The organism is Nocardioides sp. FY1077 (genome assembly GCF_058681775.1).
The window spans coordinates 330,494-351,126 of sequence record NZ_JBZWDB010000005.1 but is presented as its reverse complement, the minus strand read 5'-3'; the positions used below and the strand labels follow the sequence as shown (position 1 = coordinate 351,126).

Sequence of the window (20,633 nt, the reverse complement as noted above, 5' to 3'; positions counted from 1 at the left end):
GGTGGACCCGACAGCGGCGCGGTGGAGACGCCGGCGCCTCCACCGGCTCCGCTCTCCGCCCGGCGGGGCACCCTCACCCCTTCGGGCCTGGAGTCCGTCGGTGGGCGCCCGTAGCGTCGGGGCATGACCACTTCGAACACACGTGCGAACTCCGACGACTCCCAGCCCACGCCCAGCGGCGTGCCCGACGGCGACGTGCTCGGCGCCGACAACCCCGACCCCACCAATGCCGAGAAGGACCCCAACGACTGGGTCACCGGCGACGAGCCCATGACGGGTGCGCAGAAGAGCTACCTGAACACCCTGGCCACCGAGGCCGGCGAGACCATCCCCGCCGACATCACCAAGGCCGAGGCCTCCGAGCACATCGACCGGCTGCAGTCCGAGACCGGCCGCGGCGCCGACTCCTGACCTGAGTCCGGGCGGGTCCCCCGACGGCGGAACCGGCCGGGCCGTGGCCTGGGGACCCGCCTACCCGCTATCGGGGACGCCGCGCCGCGAGGCGCCGGACCGGCCCACCGACGCCTACGTTCAGCGGGTCCCAGAGGGCCGCGACGGTCGCGAGCGCGGGGCGGAGGCGGACCGTGCCCACACCCCTGAGCTCGTTGCACCCTCGGCCCACGCGGACCCGGCGGCTCCGGCCGGCCACACTCGCGCTCGGCCTCGCCCTGGTGCTGGTCGCGCCGCTGGTTGCGCACGCCAGCGTCGCGCCGACGCCCGACAAGACGGCGCGGGTCGACGGCACGGTCTACGCGGTCGCGCAGGTCGGGGGCCGGACGATCATCGGCGGCGACTTCACCGAGGTCGGCTCGCTGCCGCGCCAGCACGTCGCGGCCATCCGCGCCGACGGCACGGTCGACCCGACGTTCCACCCGGACGTCAACGGTGTCGTCCAGGCGGTCGAGGGCTCCGCCGACGGCACGACCGTCTACCTCGGAGGCACCTTCACCGAGGTCGACGGCGTCGCTCGGGCCAACCTGGCCGCGGTCGACGCCACCGGTGCGCTGCGCCAGGACTGGTCGGCGGACACCGCGGGCACCGCGCCTGACGTGCTCGACCTGAGCGCGTCCGGGCCGACGCTCTACGTGTCGGGGCGCTTCACCGGCATCGACGGCACCACCCGCAAGCGCCTGGTCGCGCTCGACGCCGCGGGTGAGGTGCTCCTGCCGTTCCGACCGGCCCCGACCGGCACCGTCCGCGTGGTCGCACCGAGCAGTGACGGCAGCCGCCTCTTCGCGGGTGGCGCGTTCAACGCCATCGGCGGACAGAGCCGCTCCGGGGTGGCCGAGCTCGATCCGGCCACCGGAGCAGCCAGGGCCTTCGCCGTGCCTGCCGTCGGGAGCCTGCTCGTCGCCATGGGCATCTCGCCCAGCGGCGACCGTCTCTACTACGGGGTCGCCGACAACCGGGTCCTCGCCTTCGACACCGCCGGCGCGGGCACGGCCGTCTGGTCCGTCAAGAACGGCGGAGACACCCAGGCCATCGCGGTGGGCGCGTCAGAGGTCTACCTGGGCGGGCACTTCGGCAACAACCTCACCGACCGGGTCAAGCGGAAGTGGATCCAGTCCGTCGACGCCTCCACCGGACGGGTGACCCCCTGGGACCCGCAGCTCGCGGGCGGGACGCTCGGGGTCTGGGCCATCACCGCCACCCCCACCGCGCTCCTGGTCGGCGGCGAGTTCACGACCGCGGCCGGGCTCACGTCCCGCCGCTTCGCCCGCTTCCCCGGCACTCCCTGACGCCGCGGCCCCCCTGTCACGACCCCGTCGGATCTCTCGCTCGATGGCCGCGTCACGACTCGTGAGCACCGTGGCGAGCCGTTCCGACGGCTCCTAGGGGGTCATCATCTCGTGGGTCACCTGGACGTACCGGCCCCGTGCTGGGGGTCGGGGCTCGACCGGTGCGTTGAACTCAGACAGTCGGACCGCAGCTGGTTCGGCTCCGCGAGACTCCAGCTTGAGCAGGTAGTGCGGCGCCTCGGTCGAGACCCAGGAGTACGTGGTGGCGCCATCACCGGGGTCGACCAGGCGGACGGTTTCCTGGCCGTCGAGATCGACCACACCGAGCACCCGCTCGTCCGGCCCGACCGAGGGGGGCTCCGGGGATGACCCGAGGACCACGTCGAAGTCGCAGATCCCTTCCAGCCCGGTGGGCCCGGTGTCGGGCAGTCGTGCCCACGTGCCGTTCAGGGCGGAGGCGATCGCGTCCGCGCCACGGCCGATGCGGTTGATCCAGAACCGCCGGTCGCCTCGCAGGAAGGTGCCGGCCTCACCGCGGACGAACTCCGCCGATCCCCCATGTGTTGCGATGTCTCCGTGGCACTCGCCGTCGTCGTCGAGGAAGGCCCTCCACTGCATCCGGCCCCCAGGAACCACCATGTCGGCCTCCATCCGGAAGGACCTGAGGTCGCTCATGTCATCGTGCGCACGCTCCCTGATCTGCGCGATGGACAGCTCCGCGAACGGCTCGTCACCCGGCAGGTCGCTGCCGTCGTCGTGTGCCGCCCCGTTCTGCGCGCACCCCGCCAAGGTGATGAGCGCAGCACCTGCGAGGACCCGTCGGGCCAGGCTCGATCGACGTCTCATGACACGCCCCTCGGTGGTCTCCGGGTGCTGGAAGGGTCACCCTCGTCAGCGAGCAGTCTGAGGCACGGCCGCCGCCCGGTCCGGAGAACGCACCCCCGGGTGTCGGCGGGACGCGGGGCGCGACCACGGGGACCGACCCGTCCTGCGTCCCGCCGGCAGTGGAGCGCCGGTCTCCCAGGAGAGGCGGACAGGGAACGACTCGATGATCCGGTGGTGGGGCGGGTGGGGCTCGAACCCACGACCCAAGGATTATGAGTCCTCTGCTCTGACCGACTGAGCTACCGCCCCGCGTCTTCTGTTGTCCCGGGCCCACGGGCCCGTTCCAGCCCTCGCGGCCGGCCTGCTGCAGGCCGAAGCCCGCGCCTGGTCGCACGTGTGGCGCGGGTGCCCCGCCGAGCCGACCGACGTGCAGGTGGCCGTCCCGGGCAGAGGCGACCCTAGCGGTCGGGACCGATGGCACCGCAGGGGCGACCCGGCATCGTCGGTGCGGACCCTGCAGGGCAGCTCAGGGACGCTCGAGCGTGCAGCCGGGCGCGGTGAGGTCGAACGCCGACCCGGAGACCAGGCAAGGGGTGAGGGCCGCCACCTGCTGGGCGTAACCGCGGCCCCGAACCGACGTGACGGTCCCATCGGGTTCGACCTCGCACGGGTTGTCCTCGCTGCAGGGCTTGCCGTCGCCGGCGACGTGGCTGTTGTGGACTGCCACCACCTCCCCGGTCGACGGGTCGATGAGGGGCGAGCCGGAGAGGCCGGCCTCCGTGCGGCAGGTGCGGGCGGTCGCGTAGCGCACGACGTCGCGTTGCGCCCATCCTGCTTCCCGCACCTCCGGGACGATCGTGTCGACCGCACAGGAGTAGGTCGTCTGCCTCGAGCCGACGTGCATCTCGAGCCTGTCCCCGGGTGCCGGACCGCCCGTGGCCAGCGGGTGGGAGGGCACGCCCTTGCGCTCCAGCTGGGCGTAGGTCTGCCGCAGCCGGTAGACCGCCACGTCGGTGCCGGTCATGGTCGCGTACAGCAGGCGTGTGGTGGTGGCGCGGGTCACGGGGTTGCTGTCGGCCCCCAGGAGGTTGACGAGCTGGTGCGCCGGCTGGTCGAGCACGGCGCTGCCGGGTGCGGGTCGGGAGTCCAGGCAGTGCCCGTTCGTGAGGACCATCGCCTTGTCGGTCCTCCGGCTCGCGGCGACACGCACCACCGAGGTGGCGCACCCGCTGGACGCGATGGTCCCTGCGCCGGCGATGCCGGGGGTCGTGGGGCGGGGGGCGGTCGGGATGGTCCGGCGGCCGCTGACGTAGCTCTGGATCCAGCGGCGGTGCGCACTGAGGTCGGTGTAGACCGAGGGCCGCAGGCCGCTCAGGTAGTTCCCGCCGTTGACGGTGCCGGCCAGCACCGACCGACCGTTCTCCTCGACGAAGACCGGCCCGCCGGAGTCCATGTTGTCCGGCCCGACGCTGGCGGTGCCGACGCACAGCGCCACCTGCGTCTTCGCCAGGCCGCAGGTCGCGGGGGACGCGATCCGCGTCGTCGCCTCGCGCAGCGCGTCGGGGTAGCTGCGGGGTGACTCGTAGTCGCGGAGGCCACCGCGACCCGTGTAGCCCCACCCCGCGATGAGGGCACGGGTCCCCGGGGAGGGGCGACGAGACGCCAGCTCGACCGGCGCGGCCCGCAGCGGTCGCCGGAGCTGGAGCAGCGCGAAGTCGCCGTCCGGGTCGACGGACCGGGAGGCGCGCACGAACCGCTGGACGCGGACCACACGTCCGCCGGTCCCGACGTGTCGAGAACCGAACCGCACCTTCCAGCCGACCGGGTCGCCGGTCAGCGCCAGCCTCACCTCGCCGGTTCCCGCGAGGCTGGGTCCGGTCTCGACCAGCCCGAGGCAGTGCCCGGCCGTGATCGCCCACCGCGGTGCGACGAGGGTCGCCCCGCAGACGTGACGGTCCTTGCGTGGGGAGTCGATGCGCTGGAGCGAGCCTCCGTACGGGGCTGCCGAGGACGCCGGCTCGCCGCCGACGACGGCGTGGGAGCCGGGTGCGGGCAGGCCGGCCAGGACGAGCAGTGCTGCGCACAGGAGCAGGACAGCGGGACGGCCGTGCCTCGAGATGCGTGTCGGGGTCATGGGGCGACCGTAGGAGCTGCGACGTCTCGTGAGCGTATGGAACGTGCGTGAGGACCGGCCGCCCGGCCGGGCGCCGACGTCCTCGAATTGGGTGATGGCCCGTCGTCCGCCGGTTCCTACCGTGGACAGCGTCGGGTGACCTGCGCCCGCGTCGCCGATCGTGGGGGTCCAGCCGTGCCCGTCCGTCGCACCACCGCCGCCCTGGTCGCCGCCGCGACCGTCGTGCCCACCACCCTGCTCGCCGTCGCGGCTCCGCCGACCGTCTCGGCACCCGGCCCGGTCGCCGCAGCCGAGGTCGCCTCGGCCCCCCTGGGCACCACGCCGGCGACGGCGGCGGGCAGCTGCTGGGAGGTCGACCAGGCCGCACCGGGCTCGCCCAGCGGCACCTACTGGCTGCTCACCCCCACGATGACCGAGCCGGCGCGGTTCTACTGCGACCTGGTCACCGACGGTGGTGGCTGGGTGCTCGTCGGCAAGGGCCGCGACGCCTGGACCAGCTCCTACGAGGGCACGGGCAGCGCGGCCGCCCTGCTGACGCCCGACACCGTGCCCATGGGTCCCGAGACCCACCAGCTGCCGGCCGACACCGTCGACGCCCTTCTCGGGGGTGGTCGGGTGGACGCCCTGGCCGAGGGGGTGCGGCTGCGCCGGGCGGCCGACACCGCGGGGACGGCGTGGCAGGAGGTCCGGGTGCGCTTCGCCGAACGCTCCCGCTGGGCCTGGACGTTCGGCGCGGAGCACCGCCTCGCCGCGTGGTCCTTCGACTCCTACTCGGGGACCGGCGGCACCTCGCCCAGCTTCGGGGGCGACCAGGCGCGCCGCCGCGTGGTCACCACGACGTCGGCAGCGATGGGCTACCGGCAGGGGTTCGCCTACGGCTCGCAGGTCGCCGGCAGCACCAGCGCCACGTCCCACCTCTACTCGGCGACGGGCGGCGGCAACGCTCTGCCCTCGACCCAGGTGTGGATCCGCCCGCGGGTGCTGTCGACCAGCGCCGCCTACCCCCGCGTGCCCGACGCCGGCACGCCCGCCCGGACCCGACCGGCCGTGCCGCGCTCGACCGCGCTGCCCTCCCCCTGGGGCGTCACCGGGACCGCCGGGGACGCCTCACTGGAGGGAAGCGTCGAGGTGCAGGCCTTCACCGAGTCGCGCGGACGGATGTACGTCGGCGGCAACTTCGCCGCCGTGCAGCGCGACGGGACCGGCACCGACCGCGTCGAGCAGCCGTTCCTCGCCGCCTTCGACGTCGCGACCGGCGAGCTGGTGCGCTCGTTCCGCCCGGTGCTCGACGAGCAGGTGCGTGCCCTGGCGACCCTCCCGAGCGGGCAGGTCCTCGCCGGCGGGGACTTCACCTCCGCCAACGGCGCCCCGGCCACCGCGATCGTCGCCCTCGACCCCGACACCGGCGCGACCAGCACGACCTGGCGGGCACGGCTCGAGGACCGCACCACCAACGGGCTCCTGCGGGTGCGGGCCCTCGACGTGGCCGGCCCGTACGTGTACGTCGGCGGAGCGCTCACCCACGCCAGCGGCGGCACCCGCACCACGCCGACGTACATGCGTGGGCTGGCGCGGCTGTCGGCGACCGACGGCACGCCGAGCACGGGCTGGAACCCTGGCCTGAACGGCACCGTCATCGACGTCGACGCCACCGACGACCTCAGCCGCGTCTACGCCGCGGGCTACTTCACCACCTCGCAGGGCACGGCTGCGAAGAAGGTGGCCGCGCTGTCGAACGCCGCAGGCGCCCCGCTGGTGACCCCGACCTGGAGCCCGACGTGGAGCGGGTCGGCCAACCACCAGCAGGCGATCCGCGAGGTGGGCGACCGCGTCTGGGTCGGCGGCTCGGAGCACAGCCTGTTCCGCTTCGACCGCTCGACCTTCGCCCGCCAGCAGGGCGACATCTTCAAGAACCACGGCGACGTGCAGGCCATCACCAGCGACCGCGGGGTCGTCTACGCCGGGTGCCACTGCGACCAGTTCGGCTACTCCGACGCCTTCACCTGGCCGGCGTTGGGCAGCGGCTGGACCCAGGCCGACGCCATCGGGTGGTTCGGCGCCTGGGACGCCGCGACCGGACGACGCCTCCCGCAGTTCGTGCCGACGTTCGACCTGCGCCTGAACCAGGGCATCTGGGCGCTGGCGGCCGACTCCACCGGGACCGTGTGGGCCGGAGGTGACATCCGCTCGGTGCGGACCAACGCCCAGCAGGCGCGGTGGTCCGGCGGCTTCGCCCGCTTCCCCCTGGCCGATGCCACCGCGCCGGCGAGCCCGTCCGCGCTGCGGGTGGTCTCCCGCACCGCCGAGGAGGTCACCCTGTCCTGGGCGGCGTCCCCGGAGCCGGGCGTCGACTACCAGGTGCTGCGCGACGACCGCACGGTCGCGACCACCTCCGAGGTCACCGTCGTCGTGCCCCGGGGCGGCGAGGACCGCTACGCCGTGCGGTCCGCGGACGCCGCGGGCAACATCTCGGCCAGCACGCCGGTGGTGCAGGTCACCGACGACGCGTCCACCCGCGAGTCGGTGGTGGTGGCACCCGGGTCGGCCTGGCGGTACCGCTACGAGGCCGGCGCTCCCCCGACCGCGTGGGCGGCCCCGTCCTTCGACGCCTCGACCTGGCGGGTCGGCGACGCCGTGCTCGGCTTCGGCACCACGGTCCCGCTCGCCACCGACATCGACGGGTACGCCACCACGGCCGAGCGTCCCGTCACCGCCTACTTCACCCGGACCTTCACGGTCCCGGACGCGGAGAGCGCGACCCGGCTGGTGCTGGGCACCGTCGCCGACGACGGCGTCGTGGTGCACGTCAACGGCACGGAGATCGCCCGGGCGAACATGCGCGACGGGACGGTGACGTCGACGTCGTACGCCTCGTCGGCCCGCTCGACGACCGTCGCCCGGGCGGCACCGGTGGTGGTGGAGGTCCCCGTCGGCCTCCTCGTCGACGGCGTGAACACGATCGCGGTGGAGACCCACCTCAACTACCGCGGGACCCGCGACGTCAGCTTTGACCTCGACGCCACGCTGACGACCCGCTAGCCGGCGGGGCGGGTCGGGGTCGTCGGATGTGTGGTCGGCGGTCGTCGGTCGTTCACGCGGTGGCTTCCCGCGATACCTAGCGTGACGGCGTCGCCCGGCCCGGGTCGGGCCGTCGCCCACCTCCGAAAGAAGCCATCGTGCCCTCCGTCTCCCCCTCGTCCCCCTGGTCGCGCCGCACCGTCGTCAAGGCGGGCGCCGTCACCGCCTCCGTCCTCGCGCTCGCTCCCGCGGCCGTCTCCGCCCCGGCGTCCGCCCGGACCGCCCGGGCCGCCCGCGCGCTGTCCACCGCCCGCGCCGGCACGCTCGCCCTGCTCACCGACCCCTTCCTCCAGGCGCCCGCCGCCGACGGGGTGTCGGTGGTGTGGATGACCGAGTACGCCGGCGCCGCCCACACCCTGCTCGTCGGCGCTGCCGTCGAGACGCTCACCGACGAGCAGCTGGTCGCCGCCGCGGCCGGGGCGCCGCCCGCCGGCGTCCGTGTCTTCCCGGCCGCCTCGTCCCGCCTCTCCCGGGTCGGTGAGGACTCCCGCTCCAACATCCCCTCGCCGCCGTCGGTGGAGGCCGGCATCGTGACGCGCGAGGTGCACCGCCACGAGGCGGTCGCCACCGGCCTGGGCCAGCGCACGCCGTACCGCGTCGTGAGCACCGACGGCGAGGCGTTCGGGGCCTCGGGGACCTTCGAGCTCGCGCCCGCGGCGAAACCCGGCCAGGGCCTCACGATCCTGCTGACCAGCGACCACCAGGCGATGGTCAACACCCCCGCCAACCTCCAGCTGGCCAAGGCGACCCTCGGCACCATCGACGCCGTCTTCCTCGCCGGCGACCTGGTGAACATCCCCGACCGCGCCTCGGAGTGGTTCGACGACACCCGCGGCAGCGGCTTCTTCCCCTCGCTGCAAGGCCGAGGCGGCCGCGTGTCCACCGGTGGCCGCTCTTACGTCGGCGGGGAGATCGTGCAGTCCGCGACGCTCTACCCGGCGATCGGCAACCACGAGGTGCAGGGCCGCCGCGCCGGCATGACGTCGCTGAACACCTCCTTCGACTCCCCCGTCCCGGTCGACGTCGCGCGCCGCGCCTACGACGACGTCGCCGCCACGGTGAACCCGACCGGCGACCCGGCGGTCGAGGCGCAGTGGCTCGAGGACAACACCTGGAGCACCCGCACCTACGAGGAGATCTTCTCGCTGCCCGAGGACTCCCCGGGCGGCAAGAAGTACTACGCCACCACGGTCGGCGACGTGCGGCTGATCAGCCTGTTCTCGACCCGGATCTGGCGCAACGCCACGGCCGTGGCCGACCCCGCCGCCCGCACCTCGCGCAGCCGCTACCAGGAGGCCGTGGGCAGCCTGGGCGACCCGATGGCGCAGGGTCACGGGGAGTTCGTCTTCGAGTCGCTGGCCGTCGGCAGCGAGCAGTACCGGTGGCTGGAGGAGGAGCTGCGGAGCGAGGAGTACCTCAGCGCCCCGATCACCGTCGTGGTGCTGCACGAGGGCCCGCAGGGCATCGGCGACAACATCATGCCGGTCTTCGCCGAGCCCGACCGGATCGAGACCCGCGACTCCAGCGGCGCCCTGACGTCGGTGCGCTACGAGTACCACCCCGAGGACAACATGCTGCTGCACGACCTGCAGCCGCTGCTGGAGGACGCCGGCACCGACCTGGTGCTCAACGGCCACAGCCACCTGTGGAACCGCTACCGCTCCGAGGGCGGCACGAACTGGATGGAGACCTCCAACACCGGCAACACCTACGGCGCCTTCGACAGCCTCTCCAACCGGGTGCGGCCGGTGCCGCCGGCTCCCTGGGACGCCGACAACTACCTGGCGCTGGGCAACCCGGGCGGTCTCGAGCCGATCCTGCCGTCGGTCGAGCCGTTCGAGAACCCCGACGGGGTGCCGCTGCCGTTCGTGCAGAGCAACGACCTGTGCGTCTTCACCGCCCTCGACACCGCCGCCCGCACGGTCACCACGTGGGTCTACGACGTCAAGCAGCCCGACACCGCGCCCTGGGTCATCGACGAGTTCACGGTCGGGCGCGGGGCGACGGTGATCACCGCGGAGGCCACGACGACCGGCACCGGCGGCATCCGCGTCGCCGGCACCGTGCGGTCGGGCACCGCCGCCTCCGGGACCGTCACCGTCTCCGCAGACGGCCAGGAGCTCGCCCGCGCCACCGTCACCAGCGGCACCTTCTCCACCACGCTGCCGGCGGGCCTGCTGGACGTCGGCACCCACACCCTGGCGCTGAGCTTCGACCGCACGCGCACCCATCTCGCGGCGTCCATGTCGCTGGCGGTCACCGTCGCGGCCCCGGGCGGGCCCACGCCGGCGCGTGCCGTGGTCACCGCGAAGGTCCTGCGCATCGTGCGCCGCACGGTGCGGCTGCAGGTCACGGTCACCACGCCGGACGGCCCGGCCGACGGCAAGGTCGAGCTGCGACGCGGCAACGGCGACCTGGTACGCCGCGCGACCCTGCGCCGCGGCCGCGTGACGGTCGACCTGTCGCGGCGCCGGCTGCGCCAGGGCCAGGTCACGCTGCGGGTGGTCTACCTCGGCACCGACACCGTCGACCGCGCGGTCGGCACCGTCACCTTCACCCTCCCGCGGCGGTCCTGACCGGGCTCCCCCGGACCTCCCCGGGCCTCGGCAGCACGTCGGCCGGGGTCCGGGGGCCAGTCAGGGGCGGGTGCGCGTGCCGGCGCCGTGGGCGTCCTGGGTGGGCAGGCCCGCGGAGGCCAGCAGCGACAGCTTCTCGGCGTTCTCGGAGCCGGCGTCGGGGTGGTAGACGACGAGCTTGAGCCCGTCGGCGCCGTCGATGCTCAGGCGGTCGCGGTTGAGCACCAGCTCACCGACCTGCGGGTGGTCGAACCTGACGGCCGTCGCGCGCTGTCCGCGCACCTCGTGGCGCGCCCACAGCCGACTGAACGTGGGGCTGGCCAGCGACAGCTCGCCGGTGAGCTCGATGAAGCGGGGGTCGTCGATGTCGGTGCCAACGGCCTGGCGCAGGTTGGCGATGAAGCACTCGGTCATCGCCTCCCAGTCGGGGTAGTAGGCCTGCTCGGCGGGGTCGAGGAAGAAGTCCCGGAGCTGGTTGCCCCCGACGACCAGGCCCGGTGACAGCGCTCCGGCGAGGTCGTTGGCCGCGAGGATGTCGAAGTACCGGCCCTCGATGAAGGCGGGCTGCACCAGCGAGCCCAGCAGCCGCAGCGCGCTCGGCGGCACGGTCTCGGGGCGTGGGCGGGAGCGCCGCCTCGGCGGGCGGTCGGCGACCAGCGACAGCAGGTGGGCCAGGTGCTCGTCGTCGAGCTGGAGCACGCGGGCGATCGACCCGAGCACCTGCACCGACGGGTGGCGGTCGCGGCCCCGCTCGAGGCGCAGGTAGTAGTCGGCGCTGATGCCGGCCAGCATCGCGACCTCCTCGCGCCGCAGACCGGGCACGCGCCGCACCCCCCGGTCGGGGATGCCCGCCTGCTGCGGCGTCACCTGGGCCCGCCTGGCACTGAGGAACGCGCCCAGGGCGTTCGGCTTCTCGCTCACCGCCCCATCGTAGGGCGGGGTCCGCCGCGCAGCGGGGGTCCTGGTGCACCCCCCGCTGCCCGGCGCACCGGGACCTCCCGGCCCTCCGGGAGGGTGTGCGGTCAGCCGCGGGCGCGCCGCGCGTCGAGCACCAGCGCGACGGTGTTCAGCGCGCCCCAGCCCAGCGTCACCGCGACCACCTTGCGGCGCACGGCGCCCTGGGTGCGGCTCGCCAGCAGCGCGCAGTCGCCGAGGTCGCCCGCGATGCGCAGCGCCATCGCGGCGCGCACGACGCGGTCGGAGCCGAGCACGCCCAGGGTGCTGATCGAGACGTCGCGCACGCCGTAGGTGCGGGCCAGCAGGTCGTAGCCGTCCTGCTCGGAGCGGTCGGCTTCGAGCGCGGAGCCGAGGTGCTCGGGGCGCACGAGCGCGAAGGCGCCGTACCCGGCGGTGGCGGTGGACATCAGGCGGCTCAGTCGGTAGCTCATGCCGCGTGTCTACCCGAGCCCTGGTCGCAAGGGGTGGTGGCGGGGCGGACCCGTGGGCCGGATCCGGGTGGGCGTCTCGGGGTGGACGTACGCCGGCCGGCGCGGCGACCGGGCGCGGCGCCCGGGCCCGTGCGGTGGCAGCTTCCGGAGCGGCTGCGGCTCGACGTGGAGCGGGCCGAGGCGTCCTTCGCCCTGCTCCCCCGCACCACCGCAGCGCTGGCGCTCCTGGAGCGGGTCGGGCGATGACGCACGTCGCCCCGGGCCACCGACCGGGGCCGCTCAGGCGCCGACGGGGCGGGCGAGCGCGTTGACCGCGCCACCGAACACCACAGGCATCAGCTGGGCTGCCGGCACCACCGAGCGGCGCGCCACCGCCGGGCGGGTGCCCGCGAGCAGCGCGGCGGTGAGCCAGCGGTAGCGGCGGGTGAGCCGGTGCCAGTCGCGCTCGTAGCGCTCGGCGCGCCCGTCGACGATCGCGTCGACCGCCGCGCCGGCCTGGGCGAAGGCGAGCGCGAGGCCCTCGCCGGTGAGGGCGTCGACGTACCCACCGGCGTCACCCACCAGCAGCACCCGGCCGGCGACCCGGCGGGTCGCGCCCTGGCGCAGCGGCCCGGCGCCCCGCACGTCGCTGGCCGGCTCGCAGCCCTCCAGCAGGCCGGCCAGGCCCGGCAGGGCCCGCAGCCGGTCGTCGAAGCCGCCCTTGGTGTCGGCCAGCACCGCCACGCCGACGACGTCGGGCGCCACCGGCGTCACGTAGGCCTCCACCTCGCGCGCCCAGTGCACCTCCACGAACGGCGACCAGGGCGCGGTCACGAAGTGACGCCGCAGGCCGAAGCGGGGGCGCCCGGTGCCGGGCCGGTCGAGGCCGAGACCGCGACGCACCGGCGAGTGCAGCCCGTCGGCGGCGACCAGGTGACGCGCGCGCACCTCGCCGGCGGTGACGGCGTCGTCGTCCTGCACGATGCGACCCACGCTGCGCTGCTCGACCCGCGCGCCGGCGGCCAGCGTCGCCTCGAGCAGCGCGTCGTGCAGGGTGGTGCGCCGGATGCCGCGCCCGGGCCCGACACGGAAGCGCGCCTCGACCTGGCGGGCGCCGGCGACGTAGCGGATGCCGTGGAACGGATGACCGGCCGGGTCGACGCCGAGGCCCTGCAGCGCAGCCAGCGCCCCGGGCATCAGCCCCTCGCCGCACGCCTTGTCGACGCCCGGGCCACGCGGCTCCCAGACCTCCACGTCGAGGCCGGCGCGGGCGGCGTGCAGGGCGGTGACCAGGCCGGCCGGGCCGCCGCCGGCGACCAGCAGGTCGACCTCACGGGCGCTCACGCCGCCACCTCGCTCAGCGCGCGGCTCTCCTCGCGCACCCGCACCCGCAGCAGCGCCGCGTCGGCCACGAAGAACACCAGCGCGGTGACCCAGGCGGTGTGCACCAGCGGCAGCGCGGCGCCCTCGACGACCACCACGACGTAGTTGGGGTGGGCCAGCCAGCGGTAGGGCCCGGAGCGCACCAGCGGGACGCCGGGCACCACGATCACCCGGGTGTTCCACAGCGGCCCCAGGGACCGGATGCACCACCACCGCAGCGCCTGGCACACCACGACCGCGCCCAGCGCCAGCCAGCCCAGCAGCGGCACGAACGGCCGGTCGGTCAGCCACACCTCGGCCACGCAGCCGGCCAGCAGCCCGACGTGCAGCACCACCATCACGGGGTAGTGGCCCTGCCCGGTCTCCACCCCGCCACGGGCCATCGCCCAGGCTGCGTTGCGCTTGGAGACCACCAGCTCGGCGAGCCGCTCGAGGCCGACGACGACCACGAGGACCGTGAACAGCACCTCGCTCATGCCGGCGCCCGCAGCAGCACCAGCTCGGAGCAGAACCCCGGCCCCATGGCCAGCATCAGCCCGTACGACCCCGGCCGCGGCGGCCGGGTCTCCAGGGTGTCGGCCAGCACGTGCAGCACCGAGGCCGACGACAGGTTGCCGATGCGGCGCAGGGAGTCCCAGGTCAGCGCGAGCGCCTCGCGCTCGACGCCGAGCGCCTCCTGCAGCGCCTCCAGCACCTTGGGGCCGCCCGGGTGGGCGACGTACCACTCGACGTCGTCGGAGGTGAGTCCGTGGTCGGCCAGGAACCCGCGCACGTCGCCGCCGACGTGCTCGCGCACGAGGTCGGGCACGGCGCTGTCGAGCACGATCTTCAGCCCGCCGGCGCCGACGTCCCAGCCCATGGTGCGCTCGGAGTCGGGGTAGAGCCGGCTGCGGCTGGCCAGCACCTCCGGCTGCGGGGCGCTCGACGCGGTGAGCTGGGCGGCGCGGCGGGAGCCCGCGGCCACCACCGCGGCGGCGCCGTCGCCGAACAGGCCGCTGGCCACGAGGTTCGGCACGGAGGTGTCGTCGCGCTGCAGGGTCAGCGAGCAGAGCTCGACGCTCATCAGCACCGCCACCGCGTCGGGGTGGCCCACGAGGTAGTCGTGCAGGCGCGCGACGCCGGCCGCACCGGCCACGCAGCCCAGCCCCACCAGCGGCACCCGGACGACGTCCTGGCGCATGCCGGTCAGCGCCGCCACGCGGGCCTCGAGCGAGGGCACCGCCAGGCCGGTGACGGTCGCGGAGACCACGAGGTCGACGTCGGCGGGCGTCAGGTCGACGGCCTTGAGCGCGTCCACCACCGCCTGCGCCCCGAGCTGCACGCCGGCCTCGATGAAGGCGTCGTTGGACTCCCCGAAGTCGCGCAGCGTGCCGTAGCGCTCCAGCGGCAGCGCGGTGTGCCGCGTGTCGACGCAGGCGTTGCGGTGGAACCGCTCGACGACGCCGCGGCTGACCTGCCCGCTCAGCATGTCGTCGACGAACACCTCGGTGATCTCCGCCTGGTCGTAGCGGTGGGGCGGCAACGCGCCGCGGACGCTCAGGATGCGCATGTCAGGTCTCCTCGACGGCCGGTGGGCCGTGCTGGCGGTCGGGCTGGCGGTCGGGCTGGCGGTGTGGCGGGCGGTGGGGGTCGTGGTGGCGGGTGCGGTCGGGGCGGGCCAGGGCGCCGACCAGGCCCCGGACGACGGTGGGCGTGATCCGGCCGCGGGCCAGGCCGAGCTCGACGAGGTCGTCGAAGACCCGCTGGTCGCGTGCCGAGGCCCGCAGCCCGGCGCCGAGCGCCGGCCCGCTGCGGGTGAGCCGGGCCGCGGCCGCGGTGTGGCGCAGGTGCGGGAACAGGTGCGCACGTGCGGCGCGTGAGTAGCGGCGTCCGGCTGCGTCGGGGTCGCCCGCGGCGAGGGACCGGGCGGCTGCGCGGCCGGCCTCGATGCCGGTGACGACCGCGTAGTAGATGCCCTCACCGGTGAGCGGGTTGACCAGGCCCGCGGCGTCGCCGACGAGCATCACCCGCCCCGTCGGGGGACGCCAGCGCGCGCCCGACAGCGGCAGGTGGTGGCCGACCCAGTCATGGCCGCCGCGGGTGGCGCCGGGCAGCAGCTCCTCGAGGTGCTCGAGCAGGTCGGCCCGGTGGGGCGCCGGCCGGTGGCCCAGCACCTCGCCGTAGCCGACGTTGGCCAGGCCGTCGCCGCGGTCGAAGGACCAGGCGTACGCCGGCTGCCGGGTCGTGCCGAACACGATGACCTGCGCGTCGGTGCGCTCGGGCGCGACCGGGGCGTAGCCGCGCAGCGCGAGCGCCATCGGGCCGGGGGCGTGGCCCAGGCCGCGGCGCACCACCGACCGTGCGCCGTCGGCGCCCACCACCAGCGCGGCCCGGAGGTCGCCGTCGAGGCACACCCCGTCGGGTCCCACGTCGACGGTGCGCACCCGGCGGCGCAGCAGCACGGCGCCGGCCGCGCAGGCGGCGTCGACCAGCCGGGCGTCGAGCACCCGGCGCGGCACGACGTACGACGGGCGGGCGGTGACCCGGTCGACCTCGTGGCCGTCGCGCAGCAGTCGCAGCCGCGACACCGGCACGCGGTCGTCGAGCAGGCCGGTGACGCCCACCTCGGCGAGGCGGTCGAGCACCTGGGGGGCGACGCCGTCGCCGCAGGCCTTGTCGCGGGGGAAGTCGGCGCGGTCGATCAGCGCGACGCGCAGCGTGGGGTCGGCGTGCAGCGCGCCGAGGGCCGCCGCCGCGCCGGCGGGACCGGCCCCGACCACGGCGAGGTCGACGTCGACGCCGTCGCCGCTCACGAGCCGCCGGCCACGAGCAGCACGACGTCGAGCAGGGCCACGGCGACAGCCGCGCGGAACGGCACCGCGCCCCGACCGCGCAGCGCCACCACTGCCAGCGCGAGCACCACGACGAGCGCGGCCAGCACCCACACCTGCGCCCGGCCGGCCGGGCCGAGCGCGGCGAGCAGCGAGGCCACCACGAGCAGGAGGGCGGCCAGCGCGCGGGCCCGCGCCTCACCGAGGCGGTGCGGCAGCCCGCGCACGCCGGTGCTCAGGTCGTCGGCGAGGTCGGGCAGCGCGTTGAGCAGGTGGGCGCCCACGCCGAGGGTCGCCCCGGCGGCGAGCAGCCACCAGGCCGGCCACCCGGCGTCGGAGGCACCTCCGGGGCCGGCCAGGCTCGCCACGGCCGGCAGCGTGCCGAACGTGACGGCGTACGGCAGCCACGACCAGGCCGTGGCCTTCAGGCCGAGGTTGTAGGCGTGGGCCGAAGCGATCCCGAGACCGAGGTGCACCAGTCCGCTGCGCCACCCCAGCGCGAGCGACAGCACCACGCAGGCCGCGCCCGCCAGCGCGGTGGCCGTGGCGACCACCTTGCCACCGACCTCGCCGGTGGCCAGGGGCTTGTCGGTGCGGCCCACCGCGCGGTCGCGCGGGGCGTCGACGAGGTCGTTGACCCACCCCACGGTCAGGTGGCCCGCGGCCACGGCGAGGGCCACGACCGCCACCGTCGTCGCCGGCAGGCCGGCGTCGACGGCCAGCAGCCCCGCGAGCGCCGTCACGGCGACCGCGGGACCGGGGTGGGAGGTGCGCACGAGCCCGGCGACCTGTGCCGCCGCGCCCCCGCCGCCTCCCGTGGTCGCCCCGCCGCCCGGCGAGGCCGTGGTGGTCACGGACGCGGCCGTCGGTGCACCGGGCCGTTCCGCAGGGCGGAGCCGACGGCCCCGACGACGGTGCGCGGGCGCAGCACCGCGGTGGGGCCCGAGGCCCGCGAGCGCATGCCGTCGACGACCTCGCGCAGCACCGAGACGGCGTCGTGCGACGGCGTCCAGCCCAGCTCGGTGCGGGCCTTCGTGGTGTCGAGCAGCGGCAGGGCGAAGGCCATGTCGAACCAGCCGGTGTCGAGCTGCTGCAGGCGCAGGTGCCAGCCCGCGGAGACCGCCGGCCGCATCAGCTGGGAGGGCACGTGCACGAGGCGCGCACCCAGCACGTGGGCGATGTCGGCGGCCGTCAGCGGGGCCTCGGCGGCGAGGTTGAACGCCCCGCCGGCCTCCTGGTCGAGCACCCGCGCGATGGCGTCGGCGACGTCGTCGGTGTGCACCACCGGGATGGCCAGACGACGGTCGAGCGGCAGCACCGGCAGCCAGTCGATCGCGCGCGAGGGCACCAGGCCGGGCAGGCCGTAGCGCAGCAGGGCGCTGCCGGCGGAGCGTTGGCCGACGATGCCGGGACGCAGCCGGGTGACGGTGGGCGCACCGGGGGCGGCCTCGAGCTCGTCGAGGATCCGCTCGCCGGCCGACTTGTGGCGGCTGTAGCGGGCGCTCGGCACGCCGTCGGTGGGCCACGACTCGTCGACGGGGCGGTCGTCGCTGCGCGGGGAGTAGGCCCCCACCGACGACATGTGCACGAGGTGCGGCACCCCGGCGGCCACGACCGCCTCGGTGACCCGGCGGGTGCCGCCCACCCCGAGCTCGGCGAGGTAGTCGAGGTCGTGGGAGGGCTGGAACCCCCAGGCGAGGTGGACGACCGCGTCGGCCCCCGCGAAGAGGCGGGCCAGCTCGTCGGGCGCCACCTGCGTCAGGTCGACCGAGTGCCACTCGGGCCGCTCGCCGACGACGGGTCCGTCCGGCACCCGCCGGGCGAGCCCGACCACGTCGTGGCCGTCGGTGGAGAGACGGCGCAGCAGCGCCGTCCCGATGTTGCCCGTGGCGCCGGTGACGACGACCTTCATGCTGCCTCCCAAGGCTGTGGTGCGTGCTGGTCGAGCGTGGCACGGTTGCCGCCGCGGCGCCTCACCCCGACGGCAGCCGGGCGGCGCCGCGGGTCAACGGTGGAGCAGGGCGAACGTCGCGACGGCGTGCACCAGGGCCTTGCCGTCCTGCGCGACCTCGGCCTCGCAGACCGTGATGTCGTCGCCGCGCTTGCGCACCTCGGCGGTGGCCACCAGGGTGCCCGGCTTCCCGGGGCGCAGGTAGGTGACGGTGAGCTGGCTGGTGGCCGGCACGTCGTCGTCGCCGGTGCTGCTGCGCACGGCCTGCCCCATCGCGGTGTCGACCATCGTGGCCAGCACGCCGCCGTGCACCGTGCCGGCCGGGTTGAGGTGGCGCGCGCCGGCGTCGAGCTCGAGGCGGGCGTGCCCGTCGTCCGCGGTGCGCGCGTGCACGCCGATCACGTCGGTGAAGGTCTGCCCGTCAGGGCTCTCGGGGTCGGTCATGCCTGCCGGGTACCCGCCCGGCGCCGGGTCAACGGCCGGGCCGCGACCCGGCGGGGTCGAGCACCACGAGCCGCTGGGTGGCGCGGGTCATCGCGACGTAGCGGTCGACCGCCCCCGCCACGCCGACGCCGAACCCGTCGGGGTCGACCAGCACGACCAGGTCGAACTCCAGGCCCTTGGCCAGCTGCGGGGTGAGCCACCGCACCCGCGACGACCGCCCCACGAGCCGTGCGGTCGGCGGGTCCGGCTCACCGGTCGCGATGACGCAGGCAGTGCCCTCGGCGTGCGCGGCCAGCCACGCGTCGACGACCTGGGGCAGGTCGTCGACGTGGCCATGCCCCACCGGCACCCCGGTACGTCGTACCGCCGTCGGCACCTGCGCGTCGGGCAGGAGGGCCCGCACCAGCGGTGCGGCGTGGTCCATCACCTCCTGCGGCGTGCGGTAGTTCACGCCGAGGGTGGCGACCCGCGCCGCGCCGAGGCCGACCCGGTCGAGGCGCTGCTCCCACGACTCCGCGAACTCCCGGCGCGACTGGGCGCGGTCGCCGACGACGGTCAGGCTGCGCGACGGGCACCGGCGCACGACCATCGCCCACTCCGCGTCGGTGAGCTCCTGGGCCTCGTCGACGACGACGTGGGCGAACGGCCCCAGCAGCAGGTCGGCCGCCTCGCCGGGCACCACCTCGTCGTCGACCAGCCCGTCACGCAGGTCGTCGCCGCGCAGCATCGACATCACCTGCATGTCGGAGTCGTCGGTGGCCACCAGGTCGTCGACGACCTGGTCCATCCGGGCCCGCTCCGCGGCGTCCGCGGCCGCCCTGCGCCGACGCCGTCGTGCCGCCCCGGGGTCACCCAGCCGGTGGCGTGCCGCGTCGAGCAGCGGCAGGTCGGCGGTGGTCCACGCCGCCGGGTCGGCGCGCTGCAGCAGGCGGACCTCCTCGGGCGACAGGCCCGGGGCGCACCGGCGCAGGTACGCCGGCACCGTCCACAGGTCGCCCACCACGTCGGTGGCCTCCAGCAGCGGCCAGGCCCGGTCGAACGCCTCGACCAGCTCGGCGTTCGTGCCCAGTGCCCGACGCACCAGGTCGGGGGTGACCGCGGCGCCGGCGCCCTCCGACCACGGGTCCTCGTCGGGGTCCCGGCCAGCGTCGAGGTCGTCCGGGCCGTCGTCGAGGTCGTGCTGGTCGACCAGCAGCGTGACCAGCGCCTCCCACACCTGCTCGCGCGCCTCGTTGTGGGGGGTGCCGGGGTCGGGGGCGGTGACCACCTCGGCCCACTCCCGCGGGCTGACCCGCACCTGCGCCCACGGGGTCTCCACCACCAGCGGCTCGGTCGGCGGCTCCTCGTAGAGCGCCACGGCGGGCTCGATCGCCGCCACGAGGTCGAGGCCGGCCTTCAGCGCGGCGACCCGCGGGTCGGCCTCGGGGCCGGCCGAGGCCCCCTCCGGCACCAGGTCGCGCACCGTGCAGGTCTGCACGCCCTCCTCGCCGAGGCGGGGCAGCACGTCGGCGACGTAGGACAGGTAGGGCCGGCTCGGACCCACGACCAGCACCCCGCCCCGGCGGTGACCCAGCCGCGGGTCGGCGTACAGCAGGTAGGCCGTGCGGTGCAGCGCCACCACGGTCTTGCCCGTGCCGGGGCCACCGTCGACGACCAGCACGCCGCGCGAGCCCGCGCGGATGATCGCGTCCTGGTCGGCCTGGATGGTGGCGAGCACGTCGCGCATCCGCGGCGTGCGGCTCGCGCCCAGGCTGGCCACGAACGCCGACTGGTCGTCGAGCGCGGCGTGCCCCTCGAGCCCGTCGGCGGTGAACACCTCGTCCCAGTAGTCGGTGACACGCGCCCCGGTCCACCGGTAGCGCCGACGGCTCGCCAGGCCCATCGGGTCGGCGTGGGTGGCGCCGAAGAACGGCGCCGCCGCCGGCGAGCGCCAGTCGACGAGCAGCCGCTGCCCGTCGTGGTCGGCGAGACCGGTGCGACCGACGTACGTCGGCTGCCCGGCGTCCTGGTCCTCGCCCGGGCTGGTGGCGGCCACCATGCGCCCCAGGCACGCGGCGACGTCGAGGCGACGCAGCCCGCGCAGGCGTGCGGTGAGCCGGTGCACCTCCTGGTCGCGGTCGAGCGCCCGCTGCCCGCTGCCCCCAGCGCCGCGGCGCGCGACCGCCAGCCGCTCGGACACCTCGGCGACGGCGTCCGCCAGGGCGGTGCCCACGGCGCCCAGGTGTCGCTCGTCGTCGCCCACCAGCCGCGGGTCGGCCTTCGCGGCCAGCCGGTCGGGCAGGGCGAAGACCGCCGCCCGCTCGTCCTTCGTCCTGCTCCCCATCAC

General features: G+C 75.6%; 16 protein-coding genes and 1 tRNA gene. 4 read left to right on the top strand and 13 right to left on the bottom strand.

Translation table 11 applies throughout. The features are described 5' to 3' along the window. Positions 1-123 precede the first annotated feature (123 nt). Both AC4OR8_RS18770 and AC4OR8_RS18765 read left to right on the top strand, forming a co-directional pair. The gene (locus AC4OR8_RS18770; RefSeq protein ID WP_492167129.1) at positions 124-411 is read left to right on the top strand and encodes a DUF3072 domain-containing protein; all 288 of its coding nucleotides are present in this window, start codon (positions 124-126) and stop codon (positions 409-411) included. Between the two features lie 260 nt (positions 412-671). Beyond that, the gene (locus AC4OR8_RS18765) at positions 672-1,739 is read left to right on the top strand and encodes a hypothetical protein (protein ID WP_492167128.1); all 1,068 of its coding nucleotides are present in this window, start codon (positions 672-674) and stop codon (positions 1,737-1,739) included. Between the two features lie 93 nt (positions 1,740-1,832). Here AC4OR8_RS18765 and AC4OR8_RS18760 read toward each other — a convergent pair whose 3' ends face one another. From AC4OR8_RS18760 to AC4OR8_RS18750, 3 genes are all read right to left on the bottom strand, one after another. Further along, the gene (locus AC4OR8_RS18760) at positions 1,833-2,585 is read right to left on the bottom strand and encodes a hypothetical protein (protein ID WP_492167127.1); all 753 of its coding nucleotides are present in this window, start codon (positions 2,583-2,585) and stop codon (positions 1,833-1,835) included. Between the two features lie 211 nt (positions 2,586-2,796). Next, positions 2,797-2,873, bottom strand: a tRNA-Ile gene (locus AC4OR8_RS18755). Between the two features lie 217 nt (positions 2,874-3,090). Beyond that, on the bottom strand, positions 3,091-4,698 hold the full coding sequence (locus tag AC4OR8_RS18750; RefSeq protein ID WP_492167126.1) for a trypsin-like serine protease: 1,608 nt from the start codon (positions 4,696-4,698) through the stop codon (positions 3,091-3,093). A gap of 174 nt (positions 4,699-4,872) precedes the next feature. On the opposite strand from AC4OR8_RS18750, the gene AC4OR8_RS18745 reads away from it, so the two are divergent. Continuing rightward, entirely contained in the window at positions 4,873-7,737 is a 2,865-nt protein-coding gene (locus tag AC4OR8_RS18745) for a fibrinogen-like YCDxxxxGGGW domain-containing protein (protein ID WP_492167125.1), read from the top strand. A gap of 137 nt (positions 7,738-7,874) precedes the next feature. Beyond that, positions 7,875-10,352 (top strand): hypothetical protein, encoded by a 2,478-nt coding sequence (locus AC4OR8_RS18740; RefSeq protein WP_492167124.1) that lies wholly within the window; start codon positions 7,875-7,877, stop codon positions 10,350-10,352. A 60-nt stretch (positions 10,353-10,412) separates the two neighbouring features. Here the strand turns inward: AC4OR8_RS18740 and AC4OR8_RS18735 are convergent, their stop codons facing one another. The 10 genes from AC4OR8_RS18735 to helR form a co-directional block, all read right to left on the bottom strand. Beyond that, complete coding sequence (locus tag AC4OR8_RS18735; protein WP_492167123.1) at positions 10,413-11,273, bottom strand: helix-turn-helix domain-containing protein; 861 nt, start codon at positions 11,271-11,273, stop codon at positions 10,413-10,415. Between the two features lie 101 nt (positions 11,274-11,374). After that, entirely contained in the window at positions 11,375-11,740 is a 366-nt protein-coding gene (locus AC4OR8_RS18730) for a hypothetical protein (protein ID WP_492167122.1), read from the bottom strand. Between the two features lie 279 nt (positions 11,741-12,019). After that, positions 12,020-13,063, bottom strand: coding sequence for an NAD(P)/FAD-dependent oxidoreductase (locus tag AC4OR8_RS18725; protein ID WP_492167121.1), 1,044 nt, complete (start codon positions 13,061-13,063; stop codon positions 12,020-12,022). Further along, positions 13,060-13,578, bottom strand: a complete 519-nt coding sequence (locus AC4OR8_RS18720) for an isoprenylcysteine carboxyl methyltransferase family protein (RefSeq protein ID WP_492167120.1) — start codon at positions 13,576-13,578, stop codon at positions 13,060-13,062. Before AC4OR8_RS18720 ends, AC4OR8_RS18725 begins: the two co-directional genes overlap by 4 nt. Continuing rightward, a complete protein-coding gene (locus tag AC4OR8_RS18715) occupies positions 13,575-14,651 on the bottom strand; it encodes a type III polyketide synthase (protein WP_492167119.1) in 1,077 nt (358 codons plus the stop codon). The genes AC4OR8_RS18720 and AC4OR8_RS18715 overlap by 4 nt, the downstream gene beginning before the upstream one ends. 1 nt (position 14,652) lies before the next feature. Next, positions 14,653-15,894, bottom strand: coding sequence for an NAD(P)/FAD-dependent oxidoreductase (locus AC4OR8_RS18710; protein WP_492167118.1), 1,242 nt, complete (start codon positions 15,892-15,894; stop codon positions 14,653-14,655). Next, positions 15,891-16,766, bottom strand: a complete 876-nt coding sequence (locus AC4OR8_RS18705) for a UbiA family prenyltransferase (RefSeq protein WP_492167117.1) — start codon at positions 16,764-16,766, stop codon at positions 15,891-15,893. The genes AC4OR8_RS18710 and AC4OR8_RS18705 overlap by 4 nt, the downstream gene beginning before the upstream one ends. Further along, positions 16,763-17,824, bottom strand: coding sequence for an NAD-dependent epimerase/dehydratase family protein (locus AC4OR8_RS18700; RefSeq protein WP_492167116.1), 1,062 nt, complete (start codon positions 17,822-17,824; stop codon positions 16,763-16,765). The genes AC4OR8_RS18705 and AC4OR8_RS18700 overlap by 4 nt, the downstream gene beginning before the upstream one ends. 93 nt (positions 17,825-17,917) lie before the next feature. Further along, positions 17,918-18,307 carry a PaaI family thioesterase gene (locus AC4OR8_RS18695; RefSeq protein WP_492167115.1) on the bottom strand — a complete coding sequence of 130 codons (390 nt, stop codon included), beginning with the start codon at positions 18,305-18,307 and terminating at the stop codon, positions 17,918-17,920. Between the two features lie 28 nt (positions 18,308-18,335). After that, positions 18,336-20,630: an RNA polymerase recycling motor ATPase HelR gene (gene helR / locus AC4OR8_RS18690; protein WP_492167114.1), complete on the bottom strand. Its 2,295-nt coding sequence runs from the start codon at positions 20,628-20,630 to the stop codon at positions 18,336-18,338. Between the last annotated feature and the right edge of the window lie 3 nt (positions 20,631-20,633).